Origin of the sequence: Spirosoma sp. 48-14 (assembly GCF_001898575.1) — a bacterium.
Lineage (GTDB): Bacteria > Bacteroidota > Bacteroidia > Cytophagales > Spirosomataceae > Spirosoma.
Genome location: NZ_MKUD01000063.1, coordinates 30,450 through 52,578, shown reverse-complemented (window position 1 = coordinate 52,578; position 22,129 = coordinate 30,450). Strand labels below are relative to the sequence as shown.

General features: G+C 51.3%; 18 protein-coding genes. 16 read left to right on the top strand and 2 right to left on the bottom strand.

Going from position 1 to position 22,129, the window contains the following annotated elements; translation table 11 throughout:
• Positions 1-85: 85 nt before the first annotated feature.
• The 10 genes from BGO59_RS27320 to BGO59_RS27275 all read left to right on the top strand — a co-directional run bounded on the left by BGO59_RS27320 (position 86) and on the right by BGO59_RS27275 (position 9,199).
• A complete protein-coding gene (locus tag BGO59_RS27320; RefSeq protein WP_293689032.1) occupies positions 86-1,012 on the top strand; it encodes a succinylglutamate desuccinylase/aspartoacylase family protein in 927 nt (308 codons plus the stop codon).
• The gene (locus BGO59_RS27315; RefSeq protein ID WP_293689030.1) at positions 1,005-1,820 is read left to right on the top strand and encodes an SDR family NAD(P)-dependent oxidoreductase; all 816 of its coding nucleotides are present in this window, start codon (positions 1,005-1,007) and stop codon (positions 1,818-1,820) included. The genes BGO59_RS27320 and BGO59_RS27315 overlap by 8 nt, the downstream gene beginning before the upstream one ends.
• Complete coding sequence (locus tag BGO59_RS27310; RefSeq protein WP_293689028.1) at positions 1,817-2,899, top strand: pyridoxal-phosphate dependent enzyme; 1,083 nt, start codon at positions 1,817-1,819, stop codon at positions 2,897-2,899. The genes BGO59_RS27315 and BGO59_RS27310 overlap by 4 nt, the downstream gene beginning before the upstream one ends.
• Positions 2,900-2,913: 14 nt before the next feature.
• Positions 2,914-4,185, top strand: coding sequence for an MFS transporter (locus tag BGO59_RS27305; RefSeq protein WP_293689026.1), 1,272 nt, complete (start codon positions 2,914-2,916; stop codon positions 4,183-4,185).
• Complete coding sequence (locus BGO59_RS27300) at positions 4,169-4,816, top strand: RraA family protein (protein ID WP_293689024.1); 648 nt, start codon at positions 4,169-4,171, stop codon at positions 4,814-4,816. Before BGO59_RS27305 ends, BGO59_RS27300 begins: the two co-directional genes overlap by 17 nt.
• Positions 4,813-5,193, top strand: a complete 381-nt coding sequence (locus BGO59_RS27295; RefSeq protein ID WP_293689022.1) for a RidA family protein — start codon at positions 4,813-4,815, stop codon at positions 5,191-5,193. The genes BGO59_RS27300 and BGO59_RS27295 overlap by 4 nt, the downstream gene beginning before the upstream one ends.
• Positions 5,190-6,704, top strand: coding sequence for a M81 family metallopeptidase (locus BGO59_RS27290; RefSeq protein ID WP_293689020.1), 1,515 nt, complete (start codon positions 5,190-5,192; stop codon positions 6,702-6,704). The genes BGO59_RS27295 and BGO59_RS27290 overlap by 4 nt, the downstream gene beginning before the upstream one ends.
• A complete protein-coding gene (locus BGO59_RS27285; RefSeq protein ID WP_293689018.1) occupies positions 6,676-7,515 on the top strand; it encodes an SMP-30/gluconolactonase/LRE family protein in 840 nt (279 codons plus the stop codon). Before BGO59_RS27290 ends, BGO59_RS27285 begins: the two co-directional genes overlap by 29 nt.
• A gap of 38 nt (positions 7,516-7,553) precedes the next feature.
• Complete coding sequence (locus tag BGO59_RS27280; RefSeq protein WP_293689016.1) at positions 7,554-8,591, top strand: hypothetical protein; 1,038 nt, start codon at positions 7,554-7,556, stop codon at positions 8,589-8,591.
• 374 nt (positions 8,592-8,965) lie between these two features.
• Positions 8,966-9,199: a DUF2905 domain-containing protein gene (locus BGO59_RS27275; RefSeq protein ID WP_293689014.1), complete on the top strand. Its 234-nt coding sequence runs from the start codon at positions 8,966-8,968 to the stop codon at positions 9,197-9,199.
• On the opposite strand, the gene BGO59_RS27270 is transcribed toward BGO59_RS27275, so the two are convergent.
• Both BGO59_RS27270 and BGO59_RS27265 read right to left on the bottom strand, forming a co-directional pair.
• A complete protein-coding gene (locus tag BGO59_RS27270) occupies positions 9,165-10,724 on the bottom strand; it encodes a hypothetical protein (protein WP_293689012.1) in 1,560 nt (519 codons plus the stop codon). The genes BGO59_RS27275 and BGO59_RS27270 overlap by 35 nt on opposite strands.
• A gap of 241 nt (positions 10,725-10,965) precedes the next feature.
• Positions 10,966-11,775 carry a TIM barrel protein gene (locus tag BGO59_RS27265; RefSeq protein WP_293689010.1) on the bottom strand — a complete coding sequence of 270 codons (810 nt, stop codon included), beginning with the start codon at positions 11,773-11,775 and terminating at the stop codon, positions 10,966-10,968.
• Between the two features lie 217 nt (positions 11,776-11,992).
• On the opposite strand from BGO59_RS27265, the gene BGO59_RS27260 reads away from it, so the two are divergent.
• The 6 genes from BGO59_RS27260 to BGO59_RS27235 all read left to right on the top strand — a co-directional run bounded on the left by BGO59_RS27260 (position 11,993) and on the right by BGO59_RS27235 (position 22,014).
• A complete protein-coding gene (locus BGO59_RS27260) occupies positions 11,993-12,397 on the top strand; it encodes a VOC family protein (protein ID WP_293689008.1) in 405 nt (134 codons plus the stop codon).
• 193 nt (positions 12,398-12,590) lie between these two features.
• Complete coding sequence (locus tag BGO59_RS27255; RefSeq protein ID WP_293689006.1) at positions 12,591-15,032, top strand: gliding motility-associated C-terminal domain-containing protein; 2,442 nt, start codon at positions 12,591-12,593, stop codon at positions 15,030-15,032.
• Positions 15,033-15,175: 143 nt separating this feature from the next.
• Complete coding sequence (gene fbaA / locus BGO59_RS27250) at positions 15,176-16,255, top strand: class II fructose-bisphosphate aldolase (RefSeq protein ID WP_293689004.1); 1,080 nt, start codon at positions 15,176-15,178, stop codon at positions 16,253-16,255.
• Positions 16,256-16,792: 537 nt separating this feature from the next.
• A complete protein-coding gene (locus tag BGO59_RS27245) occupies positions 16,793-17,041 on the top strand; it encodes a hypothetical protein (RefSeq protein ID WP_293689002.1) in 249 nt (82 codons plus the stop codon).
• Positions 17,042-17,194: 153 nt separating this feature from the next.
• Positions 17,195-20,491: a SusC/RagA family TonB-linked outer membrane protein gene (locus BGO59_RS27240; RefSeq protein WP_293689000.1), complete on the top strand. Its 3,297-nt coding sequence runs from the start codon at positions 17,195-17,197 to the stop codon at positions 20,489-20,491.
• Positions 20,492-20,565: 74 nt separating this feature from the next.
• The gene (locus BGO59_RS27235) at positions 20,566-22,014 is read left to right on the top strand and encodes a SusD/RagB family nutrient-binding outer membrane lipoprotein (protein ID WP_293688998.1); all 1,449 of its coding nucleotides are present in this window, start codon (positions 20,566-20,568) and stop codon (positions 22,012-22,014) included.
• The last annotated feature ends 115 nt before the right edge of the window (positions 22,015-22,129 follow it).

Here is a 22,129-nt window from a genome sequence, read left to right as displayed (position 1 = left end):
CATGTGTGCACAAGTGATCGAACGCAAGCATGGCTCCGTTTTCACGCAGTCACCAATTCGCTCAATCACGTAATGTAATAAGTAGATGGAGCTATTTACGACGCGTGTAATCAGCGGGTTAGAGCCGGGGCCGCATGTATTGTTCATTGCGGGCGTGCATGGCGATGAGTACGAACCCATGCTGGTGGTTGAAAAGCTCTGGCATCGCTTGTCTCATGAATTGCAAAAGGGCACGGTTACACTGGTCAGTGTCGCCAACCAGACTGCTTTTCGTCGAAGTGCTCGCTGTGGTGATGATCAACTGGATCTGGCACGGACCTGTCCAGGAAACCCTATTGGGAGCATAACGGAACGAGTAGCCTCTGATCTGAGCAGGCTGATCGAAACGGCTGACTATCTGATCGATCTACACACGGGCGGGGTTATGTTCGACATTTCGCCCCTGGCCGGATATATGCTACATCCTGACGAAGTGATTCTCAATAGGCAGCGTAACATGGCTTGGGCCTGTGGCCTGCCCATTGTGTGGGGAACCGAGCCTACTCCACAAGGGCGAACCTTGTCGGTAGCTCGCGACGCGGGTATTCCCGCCATTTACCTTGAATATGGCGGAGGAACGGGTATTCGAACACCGGTAATTGAGGCTTATCAGCAGGCTTGTATCAACGTACTGGGTTTGATCGGTCTGGTAGCCGCTACATATGTCCCCCAACCGGAGTTGGAAGTGTGCTGGGTAGAAGATTACCGCGATAATAGCGGGTATTTGCAGGCCATGATGCCTTCGCCCATTGATGGAATCTTTGTTGGTGAGGTTATTCTAGGCCAGTACGTTAAGCAGGGAGATCGTTGGGGGAGAGTCATTGATGTTATCAACGGCGCCGAGGTCGAGGTTTTTTGCGATAAAGATGGGATGGCGTTTTTGCGCCGGGAATTGGTAAACGTAAAGCAGGGCGACGCACTGGGCGGAATTTTGCCTATTTCGAAACCCGGTAAAATCGTACTCTATGCGTAAGTCAAACGTAGTCATAATCACGGGGGCGGCTGGTGGCATTGGCCAGGCTACAGCACATGCGTTTGCCGCCGAAGGGTATGGTCTGGCCCTAAGTGATCTGAATGAAAATGCCCTCACCCAACTGGCCAGCGAGCTAACTAATCAGTATGCAGTCGAGTGCCTGCCGCTGGTCGGTGATCTGGCCGATAGTACGTATCTACAAGCTATTGTTTCGAAAACCGTAGCGCAGTGGGGGCGTATCGATGTGCTGGTGAATAACGCTGCCTGGCGAACGCTGGAAAGCCTGCGAACGCTGTCACTGGCCGATTGGGAACGAACCTTGAAGGTATGCCTGACGGCCCCGGCTTTTCTGACCAAATGGGTCGCTGAAGTCATGGAGACGAACGGTAATCCGGGGGTAATCATCAACGTCACCAGCATGATGGCCCAACGACCGTCGGGGATGGGGACGGGCTATATTGCTGCCAAAGGCGGATTGGAGAGCGTGATTCGGGAAACGGCAGCGACCTACGGACGAAGTGGCATTCGGGTGGTGGGCGTAGCACCCGGTTATGTCGAAACCCCCTTAAGCCGGGATTACCGAAGCGAAGATGGCGAGAATATCAGCCAGCAACTGATCGATGAACTGGTCGATTTTGTACCGCTGGGCCGGGGAGCTACCCCAGCAGAAATAGCCGACGCCATCTGCTGGCTGGCCTCTGATTCGGCCTCGTACATAACCGGCACGACGCTGCTGGTCGATGGTGGATTCAGTCCCAACTTCAACCGATACTCGCTAAAAAAACGGCAATTGCCCAACGAATTTTGAAAACAATCTGGACATACGCGGAGCACTTACCGCCGGTACCTGATGCCAGCCGCCTGTATCTGGGCGAAGGCGGAACGCCATTGGTCAAGTCACGCTACATTGGTAAGGCTATTGGTCTTGACCATCTCTATTTCAAGCTGGAAAACCTGAATCCCACAGGCTCGTACAAAGATCGGTTTGCGTCGGTACTGGTGAGCCAGATGCGAGCGGCTGGGCAGACTGTTTGCCTGGCTACCTCCAGCGGAAACACCGGTGCAGCCTTGTCGGCATACTGTGCAGCGGCTGGCATTCAGTGCGTTTTGGTGGTGGTCGATGGCGCTCCCCTGCCGAAAATTCGCCAGATGCAGCTCTACGGAGCCGAAATTCTGATGGTGAGCGACTTCGGGAAAAGTGCCCAGGTCACGGGGCATGTATTTGCCAAACTGACTGAACTCTGTCAGATGCACCAGCTTCCGTTGCCGATTAGTGCCTTTCACTACTGCCCCTCTGCCATGCAGGGGGTACAGACCATGGTGTACGAAATCATGGAACAGTTGCCCCAGGCACCCAACCATATATTTTCGCCCGCTGGTGGTGGTGGGCTTACCCTGGCGATGGGTCGGGGTGTCGTATCGGCGAAGGCAGCCACCAAAGTACATTGTGTGCAGCCCGAAGGCAACGATACCATTGCCTCGGCCCTACGGTGGGGGCAGGAGAAAGCCATTCCGGTCGACTACTCCACCACCCGAATCAGTGGATTGCAGGTAGCCAATGTGATCGATGGTAACGAGGTGGTGAATACCTGCCGACAGTTGGGGGGGAGGGGCTATGTGGTGACGGATACCGAGGTGTTCAACTGGCATCAGGAGCTGGCCCGTCGGGAAGGTATTTTTGGTGAACCGGCTGGAGCCGTAGCATTGACGGGGGTTGTTCAGGCGCTTAGACTGGGGGAACTCAGTCCGTCGGATGTGGTGGTTTGTCCGATAACAGGTAGCGGCTTTAAAGACATGAATGCCGTGGAACGAAATTTTGGATTACCAGACGTATCGGCGATCAGTATAGCCGAAGGGCTCGGTCGTATCGAGCAGTTTATATCGTAAGTGATTTTCTGGCTATGAACGAACAACGACTCTTTCCGTCATCAATCTATCCCTGGGTAGTCGTAGCCCTGTTGTGTGTTGTCGGCTGCCTGAATTACCTGGATAGGATGATGATTACGACCATGCGGCTATCCATTGTCGAGTCGATACCGATGAGCGAGGCCCAGTTTGGGTTACTGACCTCTTTATTTCTCTGGATATACGGCCTGTTAAGTCCGCTCTCAGGGTTTCTGGCCGATCGGTTTAGCCGCAGCAAGGTCATCATTATCAGTCTATTCGTCTGGTCACTGGTCACCCTGATGACATCCTACGTGACTACCTTCGAAGGTCTTTTGCTAACGCGGGCACTAATGGGTATTAGTGAAGCCTGTTATATTCCGGCGGCCCTGGCCCTGATTGCCGACTATCATCGGGGAAACAGTCGTTCGCTGGCGACGGGTATCCACATGGGTGGCATTATGATTGGGCAAAGCCTTGGCTTTATTGGCGGCTGGCTGGCCGAAGACCGAACCTGGAACTACGTCTTTTTCGTGTTCGGCATCGTGGGGGTCATTTACGCGTTTATTCTGTTGGTTACGTTGCGGGATCGCAAACCCGATGTTGTTCAGGATGATCGCCTGCCGGAAAAAAATATCGGCATGCGCGAGGCTGTTCGGATTCTGTTCAGCAACCGATCCTATTGGCTGGCCATTGGGTTCTGGGGAATTGCGGGCGTGGTTACCTGGATGATTGCGGGCTGGTTACCCACCTATTTTCAGGAGCATTTCCGGCTAACCCAACGTATGGCCGGGGTTTATGCTACGGGCTACTTTTATCCGGCGTCGCTGGTGGGCGTGATTCTGGGCGGTTTCCTGGCCGACCGCTGGAGCCGTAGTCATCCGAAAGGCCGATTACTAGTACCGATCATCGGCCTTGTCGTAGCCGCTCCGGCTGTGTTTTTAGCTAGTAGTACGCAGGTACTTCCGCTGGCGATTATCGGGTTTACGACCTACGCATTTACCCGTACGTTTCTCGATGCCAACATGATGCCCATTCTATGCCTCATCGTCGACCAGCGCTACCGGGCCACGGGATACGGCATTATCAATATGGTGTCGGTCAGCATTGGCGGTATGGGTATCTATGCTGGTGGGGCCATTCGGGATGCCCACCTGGATCTGAGTACCCTGTTTCGGATAGGCTCTGTTGCTCTGCTTATATCGGCCGCTTTATTATATAAGGTCAAACCGTCGGTAGACATGGAAAGGAAAAATCAACTAAGTGATTCGTATGATGAGTCTAAATGAGTTAAGCGATCAGTTGTATGTGGCTGTTCTGAGTGATGTACTGGATCAGATGGGCTATACCCACCAGGCCACGCGTATCCCGTTTACGGCTTACACGGGTATTTCTAAACTGATAGGTCGGTGCAAAACCACCCTTTGGGCCGATATGTACGACGTAGACCCTAATCCTTATGAGCTTGAACTGAAGGCCGTGGATAGCTGCCAGCCTGGCGATGTATTGATTGCGGCTGCGGGTGGGTCGAACCGCTCCGGTATCTGGGGCGAATTACTATCGACGGCGGCTCGCAACAGCGGTTGTGTCGGGGTAATTGTTCATGGTGGGGTGCGCGACATCGACAAAATGCGGGAAATGCAGTTTCCTGTTTTTGCCACGTCCAAAAATCCTTACGATAGTCAGAATCGGCAGCGGGTAATCGATATGGATGTAACAGTCGAGATCGACGGCGTCCGCTTTTCGCCCGGTGATATTGTCATGGCCGATGAAGATGGTATTGTGGTCGTTCCGAAGGCGATTGAGCAGGAAGTGATTCAGGCAGCTCTGAACAAAGTATCGGCCGAGAACGTAACGCGTGATGCCATTAAAAACGGGATGAAAGCGACCGAAGCGTATCTAAAATTTGGTGTATTATGAGCACAGAAAAGACGGTGGTTACCGGTAGTAAGGTTCCCCAAAGTCACTTGCCTTTTTCGCCCGGTGTCATTTCGGGCAACTACCTGTTCGTTTCTGGCCAAGCATCCGTTGATGATACAGGCGCCATTGTGACCGATACGTTTTCGGGCGAATGCCGTCGTTCATTCGACAACCTGAAACGGATTGTCGAAGCAGCCGGAGCCACGTTGGATGATGCCGTTCAGGTCCGTAATTATGTGGGCAGACAGGAAGACCTGGCGGAGTTCAACACCATCTACCGAGAATACTTCCGTGAACCATTTCCGGCCCGTACCACACTCATTGGCTGCCTGGGCGATGTACTGAAATTTGAAGTCGATGCTGTGATTGCCCTATGAAAAAGCGCATAGCCCTGATGGGTATTTATCATGAAACGAATACGTTTATCGATATGCCCACGACGCTGGATGATTTTCAGGACAATTTCTGGCTGGTTGGCGATCAGATACAGGCTGAATACGCCGGAGCGCATCACGAGATCAGTGGCGTAATTGAGGTGATCACAGCAGCCGACGATATGGAACTGGTTCCCGTGTTTTATACAATGGCCACACCAGGCGGCATGATCGATAAACGGGCCTATGAGGCCATACTGACTGAACTATGGCGCCACCTTGATCAGTGTGGTCCGATTGATGGTTGTGTGGTAGTACCGCACGGCGCTGGCGTTGCCGAGGGATACCCCGACATGGACGGCCATTGGCTGACGGAACTTCGGCGAAAAGTAGGGCCGCATATACCCATAACAGGAACGCTGGACCCCCATGCGAATGTAAGCCCGGCTATGGCCGAAGCAACCGACGCATTAGTGGCGTATGCAAGCAATCCACATATCGATCAGCGAATAGCCGGACTCAAGGCGGCCCAGTTGATGGTCAGGATATTGCGGGGAGAAATCAATCCGCTGCAAAAGCTGGTGCAACTGCCGCTGGCGATCAGCATTGAGCAGCAGTATACATCGCAGGAGCCTTGCAGAAGTCTGATCGCCAGTATGAATCAATGGGCAGGTGAAAAAGGCTTTGTGTCGGCCAGCTTATTGCTCGGATTTCCGTATGCTGATGTAGCCGAGATGGGATCTGGCTTTATATTGGTGGCTGACGCACAAAATCTTGACAAGGCAACTGACGATCTGCAAGAGGTAGCCCATCGGTTAAGCGACTATGTACTGGATCGACGGGCATCGTTCAATGGCGAAAAAACGAGTATCAAGCAGGTATATGAGACCTTACCTGGTCTGGCAAAGCCCGTATTGCTGCTGGATATGGGTGATAACGTAGGCGGTGGCGGACCCGGCAACAGTACGATACTGATCGAATATCTGGAGAATAAGTCCTTTACGAACGTATTCACCTGCCTGGCCGATCCCAATGCTGTAAACGTAGCGTTTAGCTACTCACCGGGCGACCGTTTCCCGATCACGCTCAACACGGCGCAGGGAAATTGGTCGACCGAGGTGATTCTGCGCCAACTAAGCGATGGCCTGTTTAAGGAAGATAAACCTAAACACGGTGGGTTTGTGAATTACAACATGGGCAAGACGGCCATTGTTGAAACCCTGATCGGCAATACCCTCATGCTCACAAGTCGCCGGACTCCGCCATACAGCTTAGGCCAGCTGACCACCTTTGGGTTAGCCCCTGCCTCCTTCAATGGCATTATTGCTAAAGGCGTCAACGCACCCATAGCCGCTTACGCATCGGTTTGCCCGACCATCGTGCAGGTCGACACGCCCGGTGTGACGCAGGCCGATATGACGCTTTTCGCGTACCATCACCGCCGAAAACCCATGTATCCTTTCGAAGACGTTAACCATTCCGACGATGCAGGTAACCGTTCAGAAATTAGCTGACCTTCCTTTTTATACTGAAGGTCCGGTCGTAAACCGGGATGGTCGATGTTTTTTTACGACTTTATCGGGTGGAATGATCGGTACGGTTGGCGAGAATGGAACGGTTGAGCCATGGGGCAATACTGTATGTCCGAACGGTCAGGTGGTGTCGGCGGAGGGATTCCATTTGATCTGCGATAGTCAACAGGCGGGTATTGCCCGATTCGATCCTATGGGCAATTTTATCGATTATCTGGTGAAGGGCCAGATCGCCCGGACAACGGTTCATATGCCCAACGACCTGATTCTGGATAGCCAGCAAAACCTCTATTTTACCGATTCGATCCGGGGTGACGGGAACGTATTTTTCAGAGGAATAGATGGGGTGGAAAGGCTGGTAGTCAGGGGAGTCGACTACGCCAATGGCTTGGGGCTTTCGCCCGATGAGCGTGTGCTGTACATAGCCGAAAGCTATCAAAATCGGATTCTGGCCGTCGAATTGAGCGAACCGGGCGTGGCCCGAAATACGTCAGCGGTTTTTGTTCAGTTGCCGCAGCATCGGTCTGGCGAAGTAACCCGTAACCTCCCCGATGGTATAGCCGTAGCCCCCGATGGCCGCGTATGGGTAGCCCATTATGGGATGCAGGCTATTCAGGTAATGGATGCAACCGGGCGTTTAGACTTCCATATCGATACGCAACTGCCGCTAACCAGTAATCTTTGCTTTATAGAATGGAGCAGGCATAAGCAGATTTTGTTGGTAACTGGTGGCTATGACGAGCCGGGTCCGGGGGCCGTTATGCGTATTACTGTAACACAAAAGGAACATTAGTGATGCGAACAACCCATCTGATATACTGGATTTTTCTTATGCTTGTAACAAAAAATGGGCTGGCTCAGTCGGTAATTCGCTGGGAGTCATTGCCGCTATTACCTGACTCCAAAGGGCGTGCGGGTATGTTTGCCGGGGTAAGTAATGGGGCTATTATTGCTATCGGGGGTGCCAATTTCCCCGATGCTCCACCCTGGGAGGGCGGTAAGAAAAAATGGTACGACGATATTTTTGTACTGGAAACGGGAAAAAAGAGCTGGATAAAATCTACCCGCAATTTTCCCAGAGCGTGTGGCTATGGTGTATCCATTACCTACAATAATCAGTTGATTGTCATTGGCGGCAGTAATCCGAACGAGCATCTGAATCAGGTAGTGGGCGTAGCCTGGAATGGAACAGACTTAGTGCTGACCAACTACCCATCGCTACCCTATCCGCTGGCTCAAATGGGCGGTTTCCTGGTCGACGATATGATTGTCCTGATCGGTGGTAATCAATCCGCTACGTCACCACCAATGTCTACCTGTCTTATCCTGGATTTGAAAAATCTGAAAGCAGGTTGGCAACCAAACAACACGTTTTCAGGGGTGGCCAGAATTTTTCCTATCTGTGGTGTTTACCATGGGGAGGGCTACCTATTCAGTGGCGAAACGCAGGGTATTAACGCAAAAGGAAATAAATTCAGAGACATTCTGTTGGATGCCTACCAGATTCAGCTAAAGCGGAACAATAATACTCCTTTGCTGACCTGGCAGAAACTGGCCCCAATGCCCAGAGGCATGTCGGCGGGTGGTGGTACTGTTCCGTTGCTGAATGATAATCAGTTCTTTTTCTGGGGTGGTGTCGATGCCGTAACGGCTGGCTGGAAAAATCCCGCCAAACACCCCGGTATTATTCGTAGTATGCTAATCTATAAGCCCGAATCCGATGAATGGACGTATCTGGGCGAAGAGCGTACCCATGCTTCCCGAGTAACCTTACCTGTCGTTTATTGGCAGGGGTTGTGGGTGTATGTCAGTGGCGAAACATTTCCGGGTGTCCGTACTCCTTCAGTGATTGGAGTCAGAGGTAAGTGATAGGCAAACCCGCTTTCCCTAAATAGATGTTAGGGCAATACCAGGAGATGCTTTCAGAATGCTGGCCTGTTGGCCGGAAGCTTGCCAGGTATTCGTGCAAGAGATGGATGGGTTGTTGAGCACATTTTCAATCGAATCGATAGTAGGCGGTTTTATAGGGGGGTGGTTGGGCTTCTTGCTGTCAGCAAGGGAGGCATTTGGGAAAAGAATCGTTTATTGAGCTTCAGGTTTATCTGTGTAGATTATACTGTCGGGAGCTTATAACGGAATGAATTCCAGACAAAGAAAGATGATTCGACAGAACTATTTTATGGATTTTACCTTTGAAATAGCAGTTGGTCGTTTCGCTTTTGTCTTGAACAGAAATCTTACATATGAGCCCTACTGTAGGAAAATACATCATGCTGATCGGAGCAGCTATTGTGCTGGTGGGCGTTATCGTTTACCTGTTTGGGGATAAACTCCACTGGTTGGGCCGTTTACCAGGCGATATTCGGATGGAAGGGAAAAATGGGGGTGGATTTTATTTTCCCATTGTGACCTGTATTGTGGTGAGCGTAGTCCTGAACCTGATTATCGTTCTGATCCGTCGTTTTTTCGGGTCTTAGCGCTGGTCGATTTGGCAGGCTGGGCCGCATTCTCTTCCGTGTAGGTCAGTTTGTTCAGGTAGAACACTTCGCGCTGACTGCCTGATGTTTTGGATGGCGCTATTTTCTGGAAACCACAAGCCAGAAAATGCCGATCGTACCAGGCCATGAGGTTATCCTGGGCCGAAAAAGTAACCTTCTCATTTTCGGTAGCCGTTTTCAGTTTAAACTTTTCGGTTTCTTTCAGCACCTTGCTCTCCTGAATCACTTCCGTTGTGATTTCGCCATCGTTCGGGTACGCCAATACCATCCGGTCGCCCTGGTGCGACACCTGAACCATTTCGATAAGCTCTTTACTCAGGAGTTCTTTAATAGGAAAACAATTGTCCCACAGAAGGTTACCTTGTTTGTTGAAGCCGCAGATAAACGCATGGGTGTACCGATAGCCTTCGTATCGATCGGTGCCCCGGACAATGCCGCCATAGGCCAGTGTGCTCCCCCGGTACTGCGGATAATACACTTCAGCCACCAGGGTCAACCCCGTTGGAGTGGGTTGCAGATCGTGTACCAGCAGTCGGTAATGGAACTTGTAATCCTTGCCTTCCTCCTTCTTTTTATTGGCTCTGGCCAGCAACTTCTGCTGACGCTGCGGTTTCAGGTAGTCGAAAAAATGCTGCAATTGCGAAAATTCAATGTACTGAATCGATTTGCTGGCCTCGTCGGCGTGTTCACCATGGTGGATATGGGTCACGTAGATGCCCTGGGAGTAGGGGGTACAATCCGTCGAATAATTGCCTACCAACAACGACTCATGTTCGTTGACGGGCAGCAGCTTACCCGAAATGAGGCTCTTTTCGGCACCGTCGAAATCGAGGGTACGGACTAGTTTGCAATCGTAGTTATAGGTTCGGATCGAGAACTGGCAGTGCCGTTTCAGCGAATGAACCAGTACGTTGACCTCCCGGCGGGATTCGTCAATTTCCAGCCCACTCAGCTCCATCCGGTTCACATACATACCCGGAAGCACTTTGGCCGACTGGTCGAAGAACGAGAACGCCATCACTACCGGGCGGCCGTGTCGGTATCCACCTACATAGGCCTGACTGCCCAACACCTTAAAATACTGGACATCGAACTGATCGATCAGGTTGCCTTCGAAGGTTTCAATAACGCCGTCTTCGAGGTGGAGCCGGAGAAACTGGAACTTGCCCCGGTCGTAGTCGCGGAACAGGTGATACACGTACTGGTCTGTGTTGCAGTCTAATACAGGGGAAAAGTCGCCGCTCTGTTTGAATTGAGCTTTCCAGAGAAGCTTCAGGTTAACGTCGTATTTCTGGAAGTTCAGGTTGGCAGGTGTATTGTCATAGAAGGCACCCGTTCGGATGGTTACCAGAAGTCCCTTGTCGTTTAGGGGGGTTACGTCGAATGCTTCGGCTTCGTTAGGGTCTGAGGGGATTTCAAGCCGTAGCGATTGGGCCAGCTGTGCACGCACAGGTGTACCGGCAACGGCCAAAACCAGGCAGACTAGGTAGAGCGTTCGAAGCATAGAATCAAATGTACAAATTATGACGTATAGTTTCTGGTGACATATAGGACAAACTGTAGCGAAGCCTTCTGGTTTTAACCGCAAGGACGCAATAGGCGTAAAGCGGGTCAAACTAATCGGGTCTTTGCGCCTATTGCGCCCTTGCGGTACAGATTTTTTATTGATGCAACTGCTTGCCCAGAATCGAATACCGAAATCTATCTAGCAATAATCATACTGTTCTATCGAAATCCCTGACTCGTTATACCTGCCAACGCTTTTTCAGGAAGTCTTTCATGAAGACATTGATGTCCCACTGACTCGCAACGGGCAAGTTGCTATAGGGTAGCGTAGGCAGATAACCCGGGGCTGGGCCAAATTCGCAGGTAACGGTGAGTTGTGAGGCATTGGCCCGCTGGAGTCGGTCACGAATGGCATCCCACCATTTGGCGTGTGTTTCGAGCGCATCGTTCCATTCAGGTGCCCTGGGGTCAGTAACCTGTGGGGCTTCGGGCTGGCCTACCCGGCAGTGAATGTGGTCGCTGACGGCAATGGCGCGTGCCACATTATCCGCCTGATCGGCCAGATACGACTCCGCCACGTTGACCCAGTGCGAATAATCGGCGGTGAGTCGCAGATCGGGTAGTTTGAGTAAGTAGTACTGAATGGCGGGTGCGCTGTACGAAAAACGGCCCCGATGCGTTTCGTGCAGAATCCGAACGCCGGTTTGTTTCTGTACATCGGCGGCTGCCTGAATCAGTTCAACGTTTTGCTCGAAGGTGAAATAATCGTGGCCCGTATGGACGTTGATGAACAGCGGTTTGTACGAAGCAATGTCGAGCAGATCATCGTGGTATTTTTTCTTGTGCTCGGCAAAATTACTCCCTCCACCGAAGCCCATCAAAATCGGTTCGAGACCGTGATCGCGCATGACCTGTGTGGCTTCTTTTCGTTTGCCGGGGCCAGCCGCAATTTCCATGCCGTCGTATCCTGCGGCTTTCACCCGTTTGGCAGCTTCTGAATACGATAGATTTTCCATGCCCCACATCGGGCAGAAGAAGAGTGTTTTCAAAGAGGTAAGGTCTTGGTTTCTCTGCCCAAAGTTGGTGGAAAAAATGAGGTTTACCAGCTCTTTTTTTGGTACGGTTCAGATTGCTCTATGCTACCTGATGCTAGTCAATTGTTTGCAATTCAAGCGGCACATGTCCACAAATCGACCGTTGCTACTGACACACCGCTGTCAGTGAGCGAAGAGTTCTTTGCACCATACAATTAAAAACCTATCACTAATGAATTTTTCTTCTGCCCGGATCATCACCGCCGATCTCAACCGCCTTGTTTCATTTTATGAGCAGGTTACGGGTATGCCTGTGACACGGTACACCGATGATTTTGCTGAGTTACGAACACCATTGGCTACGCTGGCTATCGGAAGCATACGCACAATCCCGCTATTTGGTGGAGACGATGTGGCTATATCGGCTACCAATCGGTCAGTTATTATTGAATTTCGTGTTGAGGATGTAGATAATGAATACGAAAAACTGGCGGATTTTCTAGGGGATACCATCGTGCAGAAGCCAACGACCATGCCCTGGGGCAACCGTTCGCTGTTGTTCCGCGACCCTGATGGAAATCTGATCAACTTTTTTGCCCCCGTTACATCCGCAGCACAGCAGCGATTAGAGGGATAGTGTAAAGGCTATCTGACTCCCTGATGGTTTACTCCCTGTAGTAATCTCCAGGGTTTCATAACGTTGAGATTAAAATTTGCAACGATTTGAGTAATAACCAGGTCATGTGTGTATTTCAACCTTGGCCTGATCCGCTGACGCTGTACACCTAAGAGGGCTGCGGATCTGTTTGACTCATCCGTTGTGCACACCTATGAAACTATGGAATAACTCCTGTCTACGTGTTCGGGCTTTTCTTTTTAACGGCTTCCTGATTGGTATCCTATTGGCAAATGGCCTTTGGGTCGGTTCGGTAAGAGGGCAGGTCCCCGCCAATGCCCGCAACTGGTATTTTGGAAATGGGGCAGGGGTTACGTTTAATGGAGGGGCTCCTCAGGCTGTAACGAATGGGCAACTCCGTTCGATGGAAGGGTGCGCTACCCAGTCCGATGCCAATGGGCAACTGCTGTTTTACACCGACGGCAGCACCATCTGGAGCCGAAACCATGAGGTTATGCCCGGAGCCGTCAATCTGGGAGGGGGTAGCCGGAGCACCCAGTCGGCCCTGATTGTTCCCTATCAGAATAGTAGCGACCAGTTTTATGTTTTTTCCGTTGCCAGTTCCGATCAACCTACGGGTATCCAATATTCGATAGTCAGCATGAATTTGAATAGCGGCTTAGGTGGGCTGACCGCCAAGAATAAACCGCTACTATCGCCATCGTCCGAAAAAATCACGACCATTTATCATTGCAACAACCTGAATCACTGGATTATCACGCATGAATTGACCACAAACGCTTTTCGGGTGTATTTGCTCAACGATAATGGGCTTATTCTTACACCTAAAGTGTATAACGTAGGTTCGGTACATCAGTCGCTGTATCGGGCAGGTAGTCCGCACCGGGAGAGCAAGGGGTATATGAAACCGTCGCACAATGGGAAACTGTTGGCTGTTGCCGTTTCCGATAGTGTAGAGGGCGGTTTTCTGGAACTATTCGATTTCGATAATCAGGCTGGGGCTATCTCAAATGCCCGAAAGCTGGAAGTTCCTGCAACAGTTGGCGCCTATGGACTTGAGTTCTCGCCCGACAATTCTCTGATTTATTTGTCGACCCTGTCGAGTAAAAAAGTCTATCAGATACGAGTTAGTGATCTTGCTATCACAGCAACCCTGAATGTGCAGGCGCAGCGAAACGCGTCGCCCGGTGTAGGGGCGTTGCAAATTGGTCCCGATGGGAAAATTTATGGGTCGCAGCCGGGCGAAGATTATCTGATGGTAATTAACCAGCCCAATCAGGTAGGCGCTGGTTGCGACCTTGTTTCACAAGCCGTGCCTCTGGGCGGTAGAACGACTATGGCCGGACTGCCTTTCAATGTCGATACCATTCCCCGACTTTTGCCAAAGGTAAATATCGAACTGGCTAAGCTGGGTGGTTGCAACAACATTCTGCTCTCATCCAAAACCCAGAATCTGGATGTAAATTACCTGAGTTATCAATGGTATTTGAATGGAACAGCGGTGACCGGAGCAACTTCATCAACCCTGAAGCCCGAAAAATCAGGTACCTATCTCTTAAAAGTTCGGGAAGGTAAATGTGCTGACATTCACATGACATCCACTGAAGAACTGGCGGTTGTGTTGGTTGAAGTCAATCCAACCGCAACGATTATCCCGGATTTCTGTGGGCAAGTTCGGCTCAATGCACATGCAACAGGTGGAATACCGCAATGGACTGGCCCTGGGATCAATGCATCCAACGAACGGCAGGATTCACTGATCGTATCGAACGTGAACGGTGCCCAAACGTATCGGGTGCGGGTTACCAGTGCCGAAGATGCCTCCTGCTTTGCCGAAAAAGACGTTACGGCAAGTTTTACCCGGCCCTCCCCATTTCGGTTTGTTACCTCGACCCAAACCGTCTGTGGAGATACCCTTACCCTCCGGGCCACTCCCAATTCGGATTGGGATGCTTTTAGCTGGCAATTGCCGGATGGCCGTTCACTAGCGGGCGCTACGCTTCTGGCTCGGCAAAATGGGCAATACACCGTAACAGCCCGTAGCACGAAAACGGGTTGTGTGAGCCGCGACTCGCAGATGGTGACGCTAAACCCATATCCGAAACTACAACTGGCTATCCACCAGATCGACACCTGTTTTGCCACTGCCGACCCGATTGGTCTGGAGGCTGGCGTACTCCCTGATGTTGTGTATAGCTGGTTGAAAGCGGGTAGAATCATCGGTACCGAACAGGTACTGCGCGTAAACGACTACGGCTGGTATACGATCAACGTGCGCTCGTCGGCTGGGTGTCAGGCAAGCGATTCGGTTCGTGTGAGTTCCAACTGCCCGCCAACTCCGCCCATAGCGTATGTGCCGGATATTTTTACCCCCAATCGGGATGGGATGAACGAAACCCTGATAGTGTATAGTACCGGGGCAGAAAGCATGACGTTGACTATTTTCAATCGCTGGGGAGAACCTGTGTACGAAGGCGTTAGCGAAACAGCCGTTTCGGCAGGCTGGTCGACCTGGGATGGGAACTTTAAAGGGCAACCCGTTGGAACGGGCTTATATGTGTATCGGCTTGCCATGAAAAATTCGTTCTACCCGGCTGGATTTACCCGGAAAGGCGTTATCGAAGTAATTCGCTGACAACCATTTGGCTATCCTCAAAATGAATGAATAGTAGCAAAATTCGGCTAATATCCCCAACTTTACCCTTGAAAACCAAATAGGTTAACCGGTCGCACTTTCGGTAAACTATTTCTTGAACGAATCCAAATTTAGACCTAATTATGAGCGAAGTAGCCGCCCGTTTTGCCCCCGGCGTTGTGACCGGCGAAGGTGTCACCGAAATTTTTCGTCATGCGAATGAAAACGACTATGCCCTTCCGGCCGTCAATGTCGTTGGTACTAACTCTGTGAATGCTGTTCTGGAAACAGCTAAAGCTGTTAACTCGCCGGTTATCGTCCAGTTTTCGAACGGTGGTGGAATTTTTTATGGTGGCAAAAGCCTGCCCAACGATAAGCAACAGGCAGCCATTGCAGGCTCCATTTCGGGTGCCCTGCACATTCACCATGTCGCCGAACTGTATGGCGTTCCGGTGATCCTGCATACCGACCACTGCGCCAAGAAACTCCTGCCCTGGATCGACGGGTTGCTGGCGGCTGGTGAAAAACACTTTGACCAAACCGGCAAGCCCCTGTATTCGTCGCACATGCTTGACCTGTCGGAAGAACCCATTGAAGAAAATATCGAAATCTGCGCCAAATACTTCGAGCGGATGGCCAAAATCGGCATGACGCTGGAGATCGAACTCGGCGTAACGGGTGGTGAAGAAGACGGTGTCGATAACTCCGATGTCGACGATTCAAAACTATACACCCAGCCTTCGGAAGTAGCCTATGCCTACGAAGAACTGAGCAAAATATCGCCAAACTTCACCATTGCGGCTGCGTTTGGTAACGTACACGGTGTGTATAAGCCCGGTAATGTGAAGCTATCGCCAATCATCCTGCACAACTCACAGCAATACATTCAGGAGAAATTTGGTACGGGTCCGCTGCCGGTGAACTTCGTATTCCACGGTGGTTCGGGTTCCAGCCGCGAAGAAATCCGCGAAGCCATCCGCTATGGTGCGGTGAAAATGAACATCGATACCGACATGCAATGGTCGATGTGGGAAGGTGTGCTGAACTATTACAAAGCGAAAGAAGGGTATCTGCAATCGCAACTGGGCAACCCCGAAGGCCCCGATTCGCCAAACAAGAAGTACTACGATCCTCGTGTATGGCTGCGTAAAGGCGAAGAAAGCATGGTACAACGCCTGAAAGTAGCATTCGAAGATCTGAACTGCATTAACCGACTGGCGTAGTCGTCGGTTAAAACCATACAATTGAGGCAAATGCCGGACTCTGAGGAGTTCGGCATTTTTTATATGTATTGCCTGAGATAAAGCCGTGCGTAATGGACGTGTTACAGTAGCAGAACAGACACTGACAGAGGGTAATCGATTTGCTGCCACGAGGTTTTGAGAAACCTCTGTGTCAGATGTGAGCATCTGACACCACGGTGAGGGTATGAGAGTATCTGACAGCACAGGGAGGAAAAGATAGTTAGTTGATGCCCAGTGATGTCGGTTTCTTAAAACCGACACAGCAAGGTTTCTCAAAACCTCGTGGCAGTATGTCCATAGGTTTTGAGAAACCTCTGTGTCAGATGTGAGCATCTGACACCACAGTGAGGGGGATTCAAGTCAGAAAACAAACGTTTAAAAACAGCTTCAATGTCAAAAAATGCCGGACTCTCATGAGTTCGGCATTTTTTTTTGCCCGAAGATTAAAAATTTTTAATGTGAGGGGTACCCGTATCCGGGGTGTCGATTGTCTTATGCGTACTTAACAAAAACCTTATGGATGAGCAAACGATGATGGCAACGCTACTGGAACGGTACCTCGCCAATGAGGCAACGGACGAGGAACTGGAGGTATTTCTGGAACTGCTCAGGGAAGGGAAGCTGGACGAACTGGCCAGAACCTATATGGACCGGGAAGCCGACCTTATCCAGAAGACAACCCCTGAATCAACGTCGGGTACTGGGTTTCGGTCCTGGGGCCAGTGGCTGAAAATAGCCGCTTCCATCGCCCTGATAGTCTGGTAGATTGTACGATAACGATCTGTCATTTCTCGCTATTTCCATGCCTGCGTCAAGGGCGTGGTGAACCAAGCTTTTGTCAATTCATACAACCAATAAACTAGAAAAAAAGCAATGGGATTATCACTACAAAGGAGAATCCGAACCTTAGGGTGTTTGATGGTCTCCGCTTCGCTGATTACCACAGCGGGTGCCCATACCCGATCAGCGGAAAAAGGAGATCATGCAGACCAGATCAGGCAGGCAAAACGAATTGATGCGTCAAAAGCAACTCGTCAGGCTAACGCAGCCGACCAGGTGGCTATCGTAGTCAAAGGGAAGGTGACAGCGCAGGAAGACCGGATTGCTCTGCCGGGTGTCAACATCGCCATTAAAGGTTCTACAGTTGGTACAACAACCGATGCCGATGGCAATTATTCCATCAGTGTACCATCGCCGGAGAGCGTGCTGATTTTCTCCTTTCTAGGGTATGTATCGCAGGAGGTTAAGGTAGGTAGTCAGACATCGATCAACATAGCACTGGCCCCTGATTCCAAAATCCTGAATGAAGTGGTCGTTACGGCTCTGGGCTTTAAGGAGGAAAAAGATCGGCTGGGTTCTACTCTGTCGGCCGTTAAACCGGAAGATATCAAGCGATCTGGCGAAACAGGAGTCATCAACGGTCTGGCGGGTAAGGCGGCTGGCGTACTGATTTCGCGCTCAACCGGCGATCCTGGGGCAGGTTCGTATATCCAGATTCGGGGCCAGAATACCATTACGGGGTCGAACCAGCCGCTGATTATTATCGACGGTGTACCGATGAGCAATAGCACGACGGGCGATTCACGGGGTGGCGTTGCCCAACAGTCGCGGCTAAACGACATCAACCCGGAAGACATTGCCAGTATGCAGATTCTGAAGGGCGCTTCGGCGGCTGGTTTGTGGGGGTCGCGGGCAGCCAACGGGGTTATTGTGATCACGACCAAGCGGGGCGCTACCGACAACAAGCTGAATGTCAGTTTCAGTTCAACGGTTTCTTTCGATAAAGTCAATGTACTGCATCCCCTTCAGGAAGCCTATGGGCAGGGAACGGCTGGCGTTTACAACCCCACCACACAGTATTCCTGGGGCGACAAAATCGCCAATCGGGCAGGGGGCGAGGATGTTGTAAACATGAACGGGGCTCGCTTTGAATCGTATCAGGGCAAAACGTTTTATCCCATCATCACAAAGAACTCAAAAGAAACCTTCAACGAAGCGCGTCGGGATGCGGTTTTTCGGACAGGAACCTACCTTGACAACAACATTAGCTTAAGCGGAGGCAACGACAAAGGGAATTTCTACCTGAGTCTGGGTAACCTGGCGCAGAAAGGGATTTTTTCCGGGCAGAGCGACTATAAGCGGAACTCCGTTCGGTTCAATGCACTGCGTCAGTTCAACGACATTGTCCGGGCGTCGGCCAATGCCAACTACATTCGGACAACCTCCAACCGGATTCAGAAGGGCGATAACACCAGTGCGTTATATCTGGGGATGTTGCGGTCTGCCCCCGATTTCGACAGTCGCTACTGGAAAGGAACCTATTATGCGTCGCCAACGGCGGCTGGTATTCGGAATCGGCAACGTGCCTACCGGAATTACCTGGGTGCTTCGGCCAACCCAAGCTATAACGATCCGCTCTGGACCATCAACGAGTTGACCAACTTCTCGGAAGTGGACCGCCTGATTATGAACTCCGAAATGGTCATTACGCCCAAAGACTGGTTTAGCATCACGGCACGGGGTGGGATCGATATGTTCAGCGACCGCCGGGTAACGAACAACCCGGTGAACTCGGTCGAAAATTCGGGCGCAGGTACGTATGACCAGCGGATTATTTCCGAAAAAGAACTGAACCTGGACGTAATTGGCCGGGCGAGCAAAGATTTTGGCGAGAACATAACCAGCACGCTGATTTTGGGCTTCAACATCAACGATCGGACGTCCAACCTGCTGGGCGGTACCATGAATAACTTCATTCTGGAAGAAGCCCCTGCCAATTTCGCCAACTCGATTGCCGCCAACAACTATCCGTTCAATACCGAATCGCATCGTCGGACAGCGCGGTTGTATTCTACACTGAATCTGGGCTTCTTTAACCAGTTATATGTCAATGGATCGCTGGCCAGCGAATCGGGGTCAACGTTCGGAAGTGCGTCAAAATCGACCTTTTACTACCCATCGGCGGATGTGGCCTGGCAGTTTAGCCAATTGCCCGTTTTCCGGGGCACCCCACTGTCGTTTGGTAAGCTACGGGCATCGTATGGGATCGTAGGTATTCAGCCCGAACCCTATCGGAACACCACCCCCTATATTGCAGCCTCGTTTACCGACTGGGGTACGTCACTAACCAGCTCGGGCTACGGTGGCGCATACGTCGAAAGTGCTACACAGGGCGACCCGAACCTGTTGCCGGAACGCAAAACGGAATGGGAAATCGGGGGCGATCTGCGGCTCTTCAAAAACAAACTGACCATCGGCTATACCTATTACCAGAACCAGATTCGTGATTTGCTGCTACAAGTGTCATCGGCCGGTTCAACGGGCTTCAGCCAGAAATACACCAACGCTGGGAGTATGGAAAACAAAGGGATGGAGGTCGATTTTAACCTGAACGTACTCCAGAAGAACGATTTCCAGTGGAATGTATTTGCGAACTGGAGCCGTAACAAAAACCGCGTAACCAGTCTTGGCGGTACCGAAATCATCACGTTCACCAGCGGGGCGCTGAGTACGGTGGCACATGTAGGCGACGCATTATCGTCTTTCTATGGCGGTGTCTATCAGCGCAATGAAGATGGCTCTATGAATCTGACCGCCAATGGATTCCCGAAATTGGGCACCACGCTGGGCATTGTAGGTGATCCTAACCCCGACTGGCGTGGTGGATTTGGTACGAACCTCTCCTATAAAAAACTGTCGCTGAATGTGTTGTTCGAGACCTTCCAGGGGGGCGATTTCTACGAAGGAACCCGTGGCGTACTAGTCAATTTTGGTACCTATGCCGATGTGGGCAATGAAGTGACGCTATCGAAAGACATGTACAACTACGCCGGGACGCTGTTCAAAGCGGGTACAACCCTTCGTGGTAACGTAAAAGATTATGGCGGAGGCCCGGTGCTTCTGGACCAGTCATTCTACACATCGATTGGTGGGCACTCAGGGCAGTTGACGGAACAGTTTGTACGGGATGGAAGCTGGACCCGCATTCGGGAGATTACCCTGGGCTATCAACTTAACTCAGCCGGGTTCCGCAAGAAAACCAAACTTGAATCGGTCAGTTTCGCCGTTACAGCCCGGAATCCGGTGCTCTGGACGAAGGTGGTGGGCATCGACCCCGAAACCAACGTATCGGGCGTAGGCAATGCCCGTGGGGTCGACTATTTCAATAATCCCAGCACCAAATCGCTGGTGCTTAGCCTGAAAATCAACTATTAATGGTAACGCGGGTGGAAACCCGCGATCGTTTACTTTATAATCGCGGGTTTCCACCCGCGTTACCTATTACTTCCATGAAACTACGATATAAAGCCATTTTTGCCGTATTGATTGGGCTGACGTCTTCTGCCTGTGAGTCGCTGGTGTCGGATATGAACCAGGACCCCAACAACCCTACCGACGCTTCGGCCGAATATATTTTTACCGGGACACAAGTTGCCCACATCGCTTCGCAGGAGGGGATGGCCAGCCGGCTCACCATTGTCTGGACAGGCTATGGGTTTGGCGCGTTCCAGCAGTTTGGTACCTGGGGGCAGTATCAGATTACCGCTGCCAATTTCGACGACGACTGGAACCTGTTCTTCACCGGAACCAACAAAAATGCGGTGCGGGCACTGGACAAGGCCAATCAATTGGGCAACCGGGTTATGGCCGGTATCACTAAAATCATTCAGGTCCACAACATTAGCACGGCTACCGAACTCTGGGGTGATGTCCCCTTTACCGAAACCGCCAATACCTTGAAATATCCGAATCCCAGGTTTGAGACCCAGGCCGAGCTGATTCCAAAACTGATTGCTCAGTTGAACGATGGTATCGCAGACCTTGAATCGGGTATCGGAACGGTTGGTACAAAGGACCTGTTTTTTGCAGGTGATCTCACGAAATGGAAACAGGTTGCCAATACCCTGAAAGCCCGTCTATACACCGATCTTAAGCAATACAACGAAGCCTACACAGCGGCTCAGTTAGGAGTAAGCACCTATGCCAACTCCATGTATTCGCCACACGGGACAACGGCCAGTGCCAACGAAAACCAGAATTACAGCTTCCTGACCAACATTCGGGCGGGGAGCATCACGGCTGAAGGGGCCTACAACGCCGAACTGCTTAACCCGGCCAAAACGACTACGTATCGGGGAAATGCTAAAACCAACGAAACGGCCCGCTTCAAGTTCTATTACCTGGAAAATGGCGTGAACGCACCGGGGGTAATCGAGCCCAATACCCTGACAACCACAACAAACCGGGGCTTCTTTGCCCGTGATGCCAGCTTCCCGCTTGTGACCTACCAGGAAAATATCCTGACACTGGCCGAAATGGCTTTGCGTTCGGGCAAAGGGTTCGACGCGGCACTGGCGCATCTGAATACCTACCGGAGTTTCCTGAATGGTGGGGGCTACCTGCATGCTACATATAAAGTGGCTGGTACTTACAAATACGACCCCTACGTTGCCGCCGATTTTGAGGCTGGGGGCATCGAAAACAAGGACGGGATTGCTGCCGATAAGGCGTTGCTGCGTGAGATTCTGGAAGAGCGGTACGTAACCTTCTACGGCCAGCACATGGGCTGGAACGACGAGCGTCGCACGCGTGCTGAAGGGTTGGGCGTCAAGCTGAAGCCCAACAACGGGAGCCAACTGCCCGGTCGGTTCATCTATTCGCAGAATGAACTTAACTCAAATCCAAACAGCCCACGTTCAGCGCCAAGCCTGTTTGAATCGGTTACCATTTTTAAGTAATTTTTTGACAGGATTGACAAGATTCACAGGATTAGGTTCTGATCCTTAAATCTTGTGGTTTCTGTAAATCCTGTCGAAAGTTTCTATCAATCATGCGAATAAAAAATGTTGATCC

Coding starts and splice junctions, on each gene's coding strand:
- BGO59_RS27255 (WP_293689006.1), top strand. CDS start 12,591: ATGAAACTATGGAATAACTCCTGTCTACGTGTTCGGGCTTTTCTTTTT.
- BGO59_RS27305 (WP_293689026.1), top strand. CDS start 2,914: ATGAACGAACAACGACTCTTTCCGTCATCAATCTATCCCTGGGTAGTC.
- BGO59_RS27275 (WP_293689014.1), top strand. CDS start 8,966: ATGAGCCCTACTGTAGGAAAATACATCATGCTGATCGGAGCAGCTATT.
- BGO59_RS27270 (WP_293689012.1), bottom strand. CDS start 10,724: ATGCTTCGAACGCTCTACCTAGTCTGCCTGGTTTTGGCCGTTGCCGGT.
- BGO59_RS27300 (WP_293689024.1), top strand. CDS start 4,169: ATGATGAGTCTAAATGAGTTAAGCGATCAGTTGTATGTGGCTGTTCTG.
- BGO59_RS27290 (WP_293689020.1), top strand. CDS start 5,190: ATGAAAAAGCGCATAGCCCTGATGGGTATTTATCATGAAACGAATACG.
- BGO59_RS27235 (WP_293688998.1), top strand. CDS start 20,566: ATGAAACTACGATATAAAGCCATTTTTGCCGTATTGATTGGGCTGACG.
- BGO59_RS27240 (WP_293689000.1), top strand. CDS start 17,195: ATGGTCTCCGCTTCGCTGATTACCACAGCGGGTGCCCATACCCGATCA.
- BGO59_RS27320 (WP_293689032.1), top strand. CDS start 86: ATGGAGCTATTTACGACGCGTGTAATCAGCGGGTTAGAGCCGGGGCCG.
- BGO59_RS27280 (WP_293689016.1), top strand. CDS start 7,554: ATGCTTGTAACAAAAAATGGGCTGGCTCAGTCGGTAATTCGCTGGGAG.
- BGO59_RS27295 (WP_293689022.1), top strand. CDS start 4,813: ATGAGCACAGAAAAGACGGTGGTTACCGGTAGTAAGGTTCCCCAAAGT.
- BGO59_RS27245 (WP_293689002.1), top strand. CDS start 16,793: ATGGATGAGCAAACGATGATGGCAACGCTACTGGAACGGTACCTCGCC.
- BGO59_RS27285 (WP_293689018.1), top strand. CDS start 6,676: ATGCAGGTAACCGTTCAGAAATTAGCTGACCTTCCTTTTTATACTGAA.
- fbaA (WP_293689004.1), top strand. CDS start 15,176: ATGAGCGAAGTAGCCGCCCGTTTTGCCCCCGGCGTTGTGACCGGCGAA.
- BGO59_RS27315 (WP_293689030.1), top strand. CDS start 1,005: ATGCGTAAGTCAAACGTAGTCATAATCACGGGGGCGGCTGGTGGCATT.
- BGO59_RS27260 (WP_293689008.1), top strand. CDS start 11,993: ATGAATTTTTCTTCTGCCCGGATCATCACCGCCGATCTCAACCGCCTT.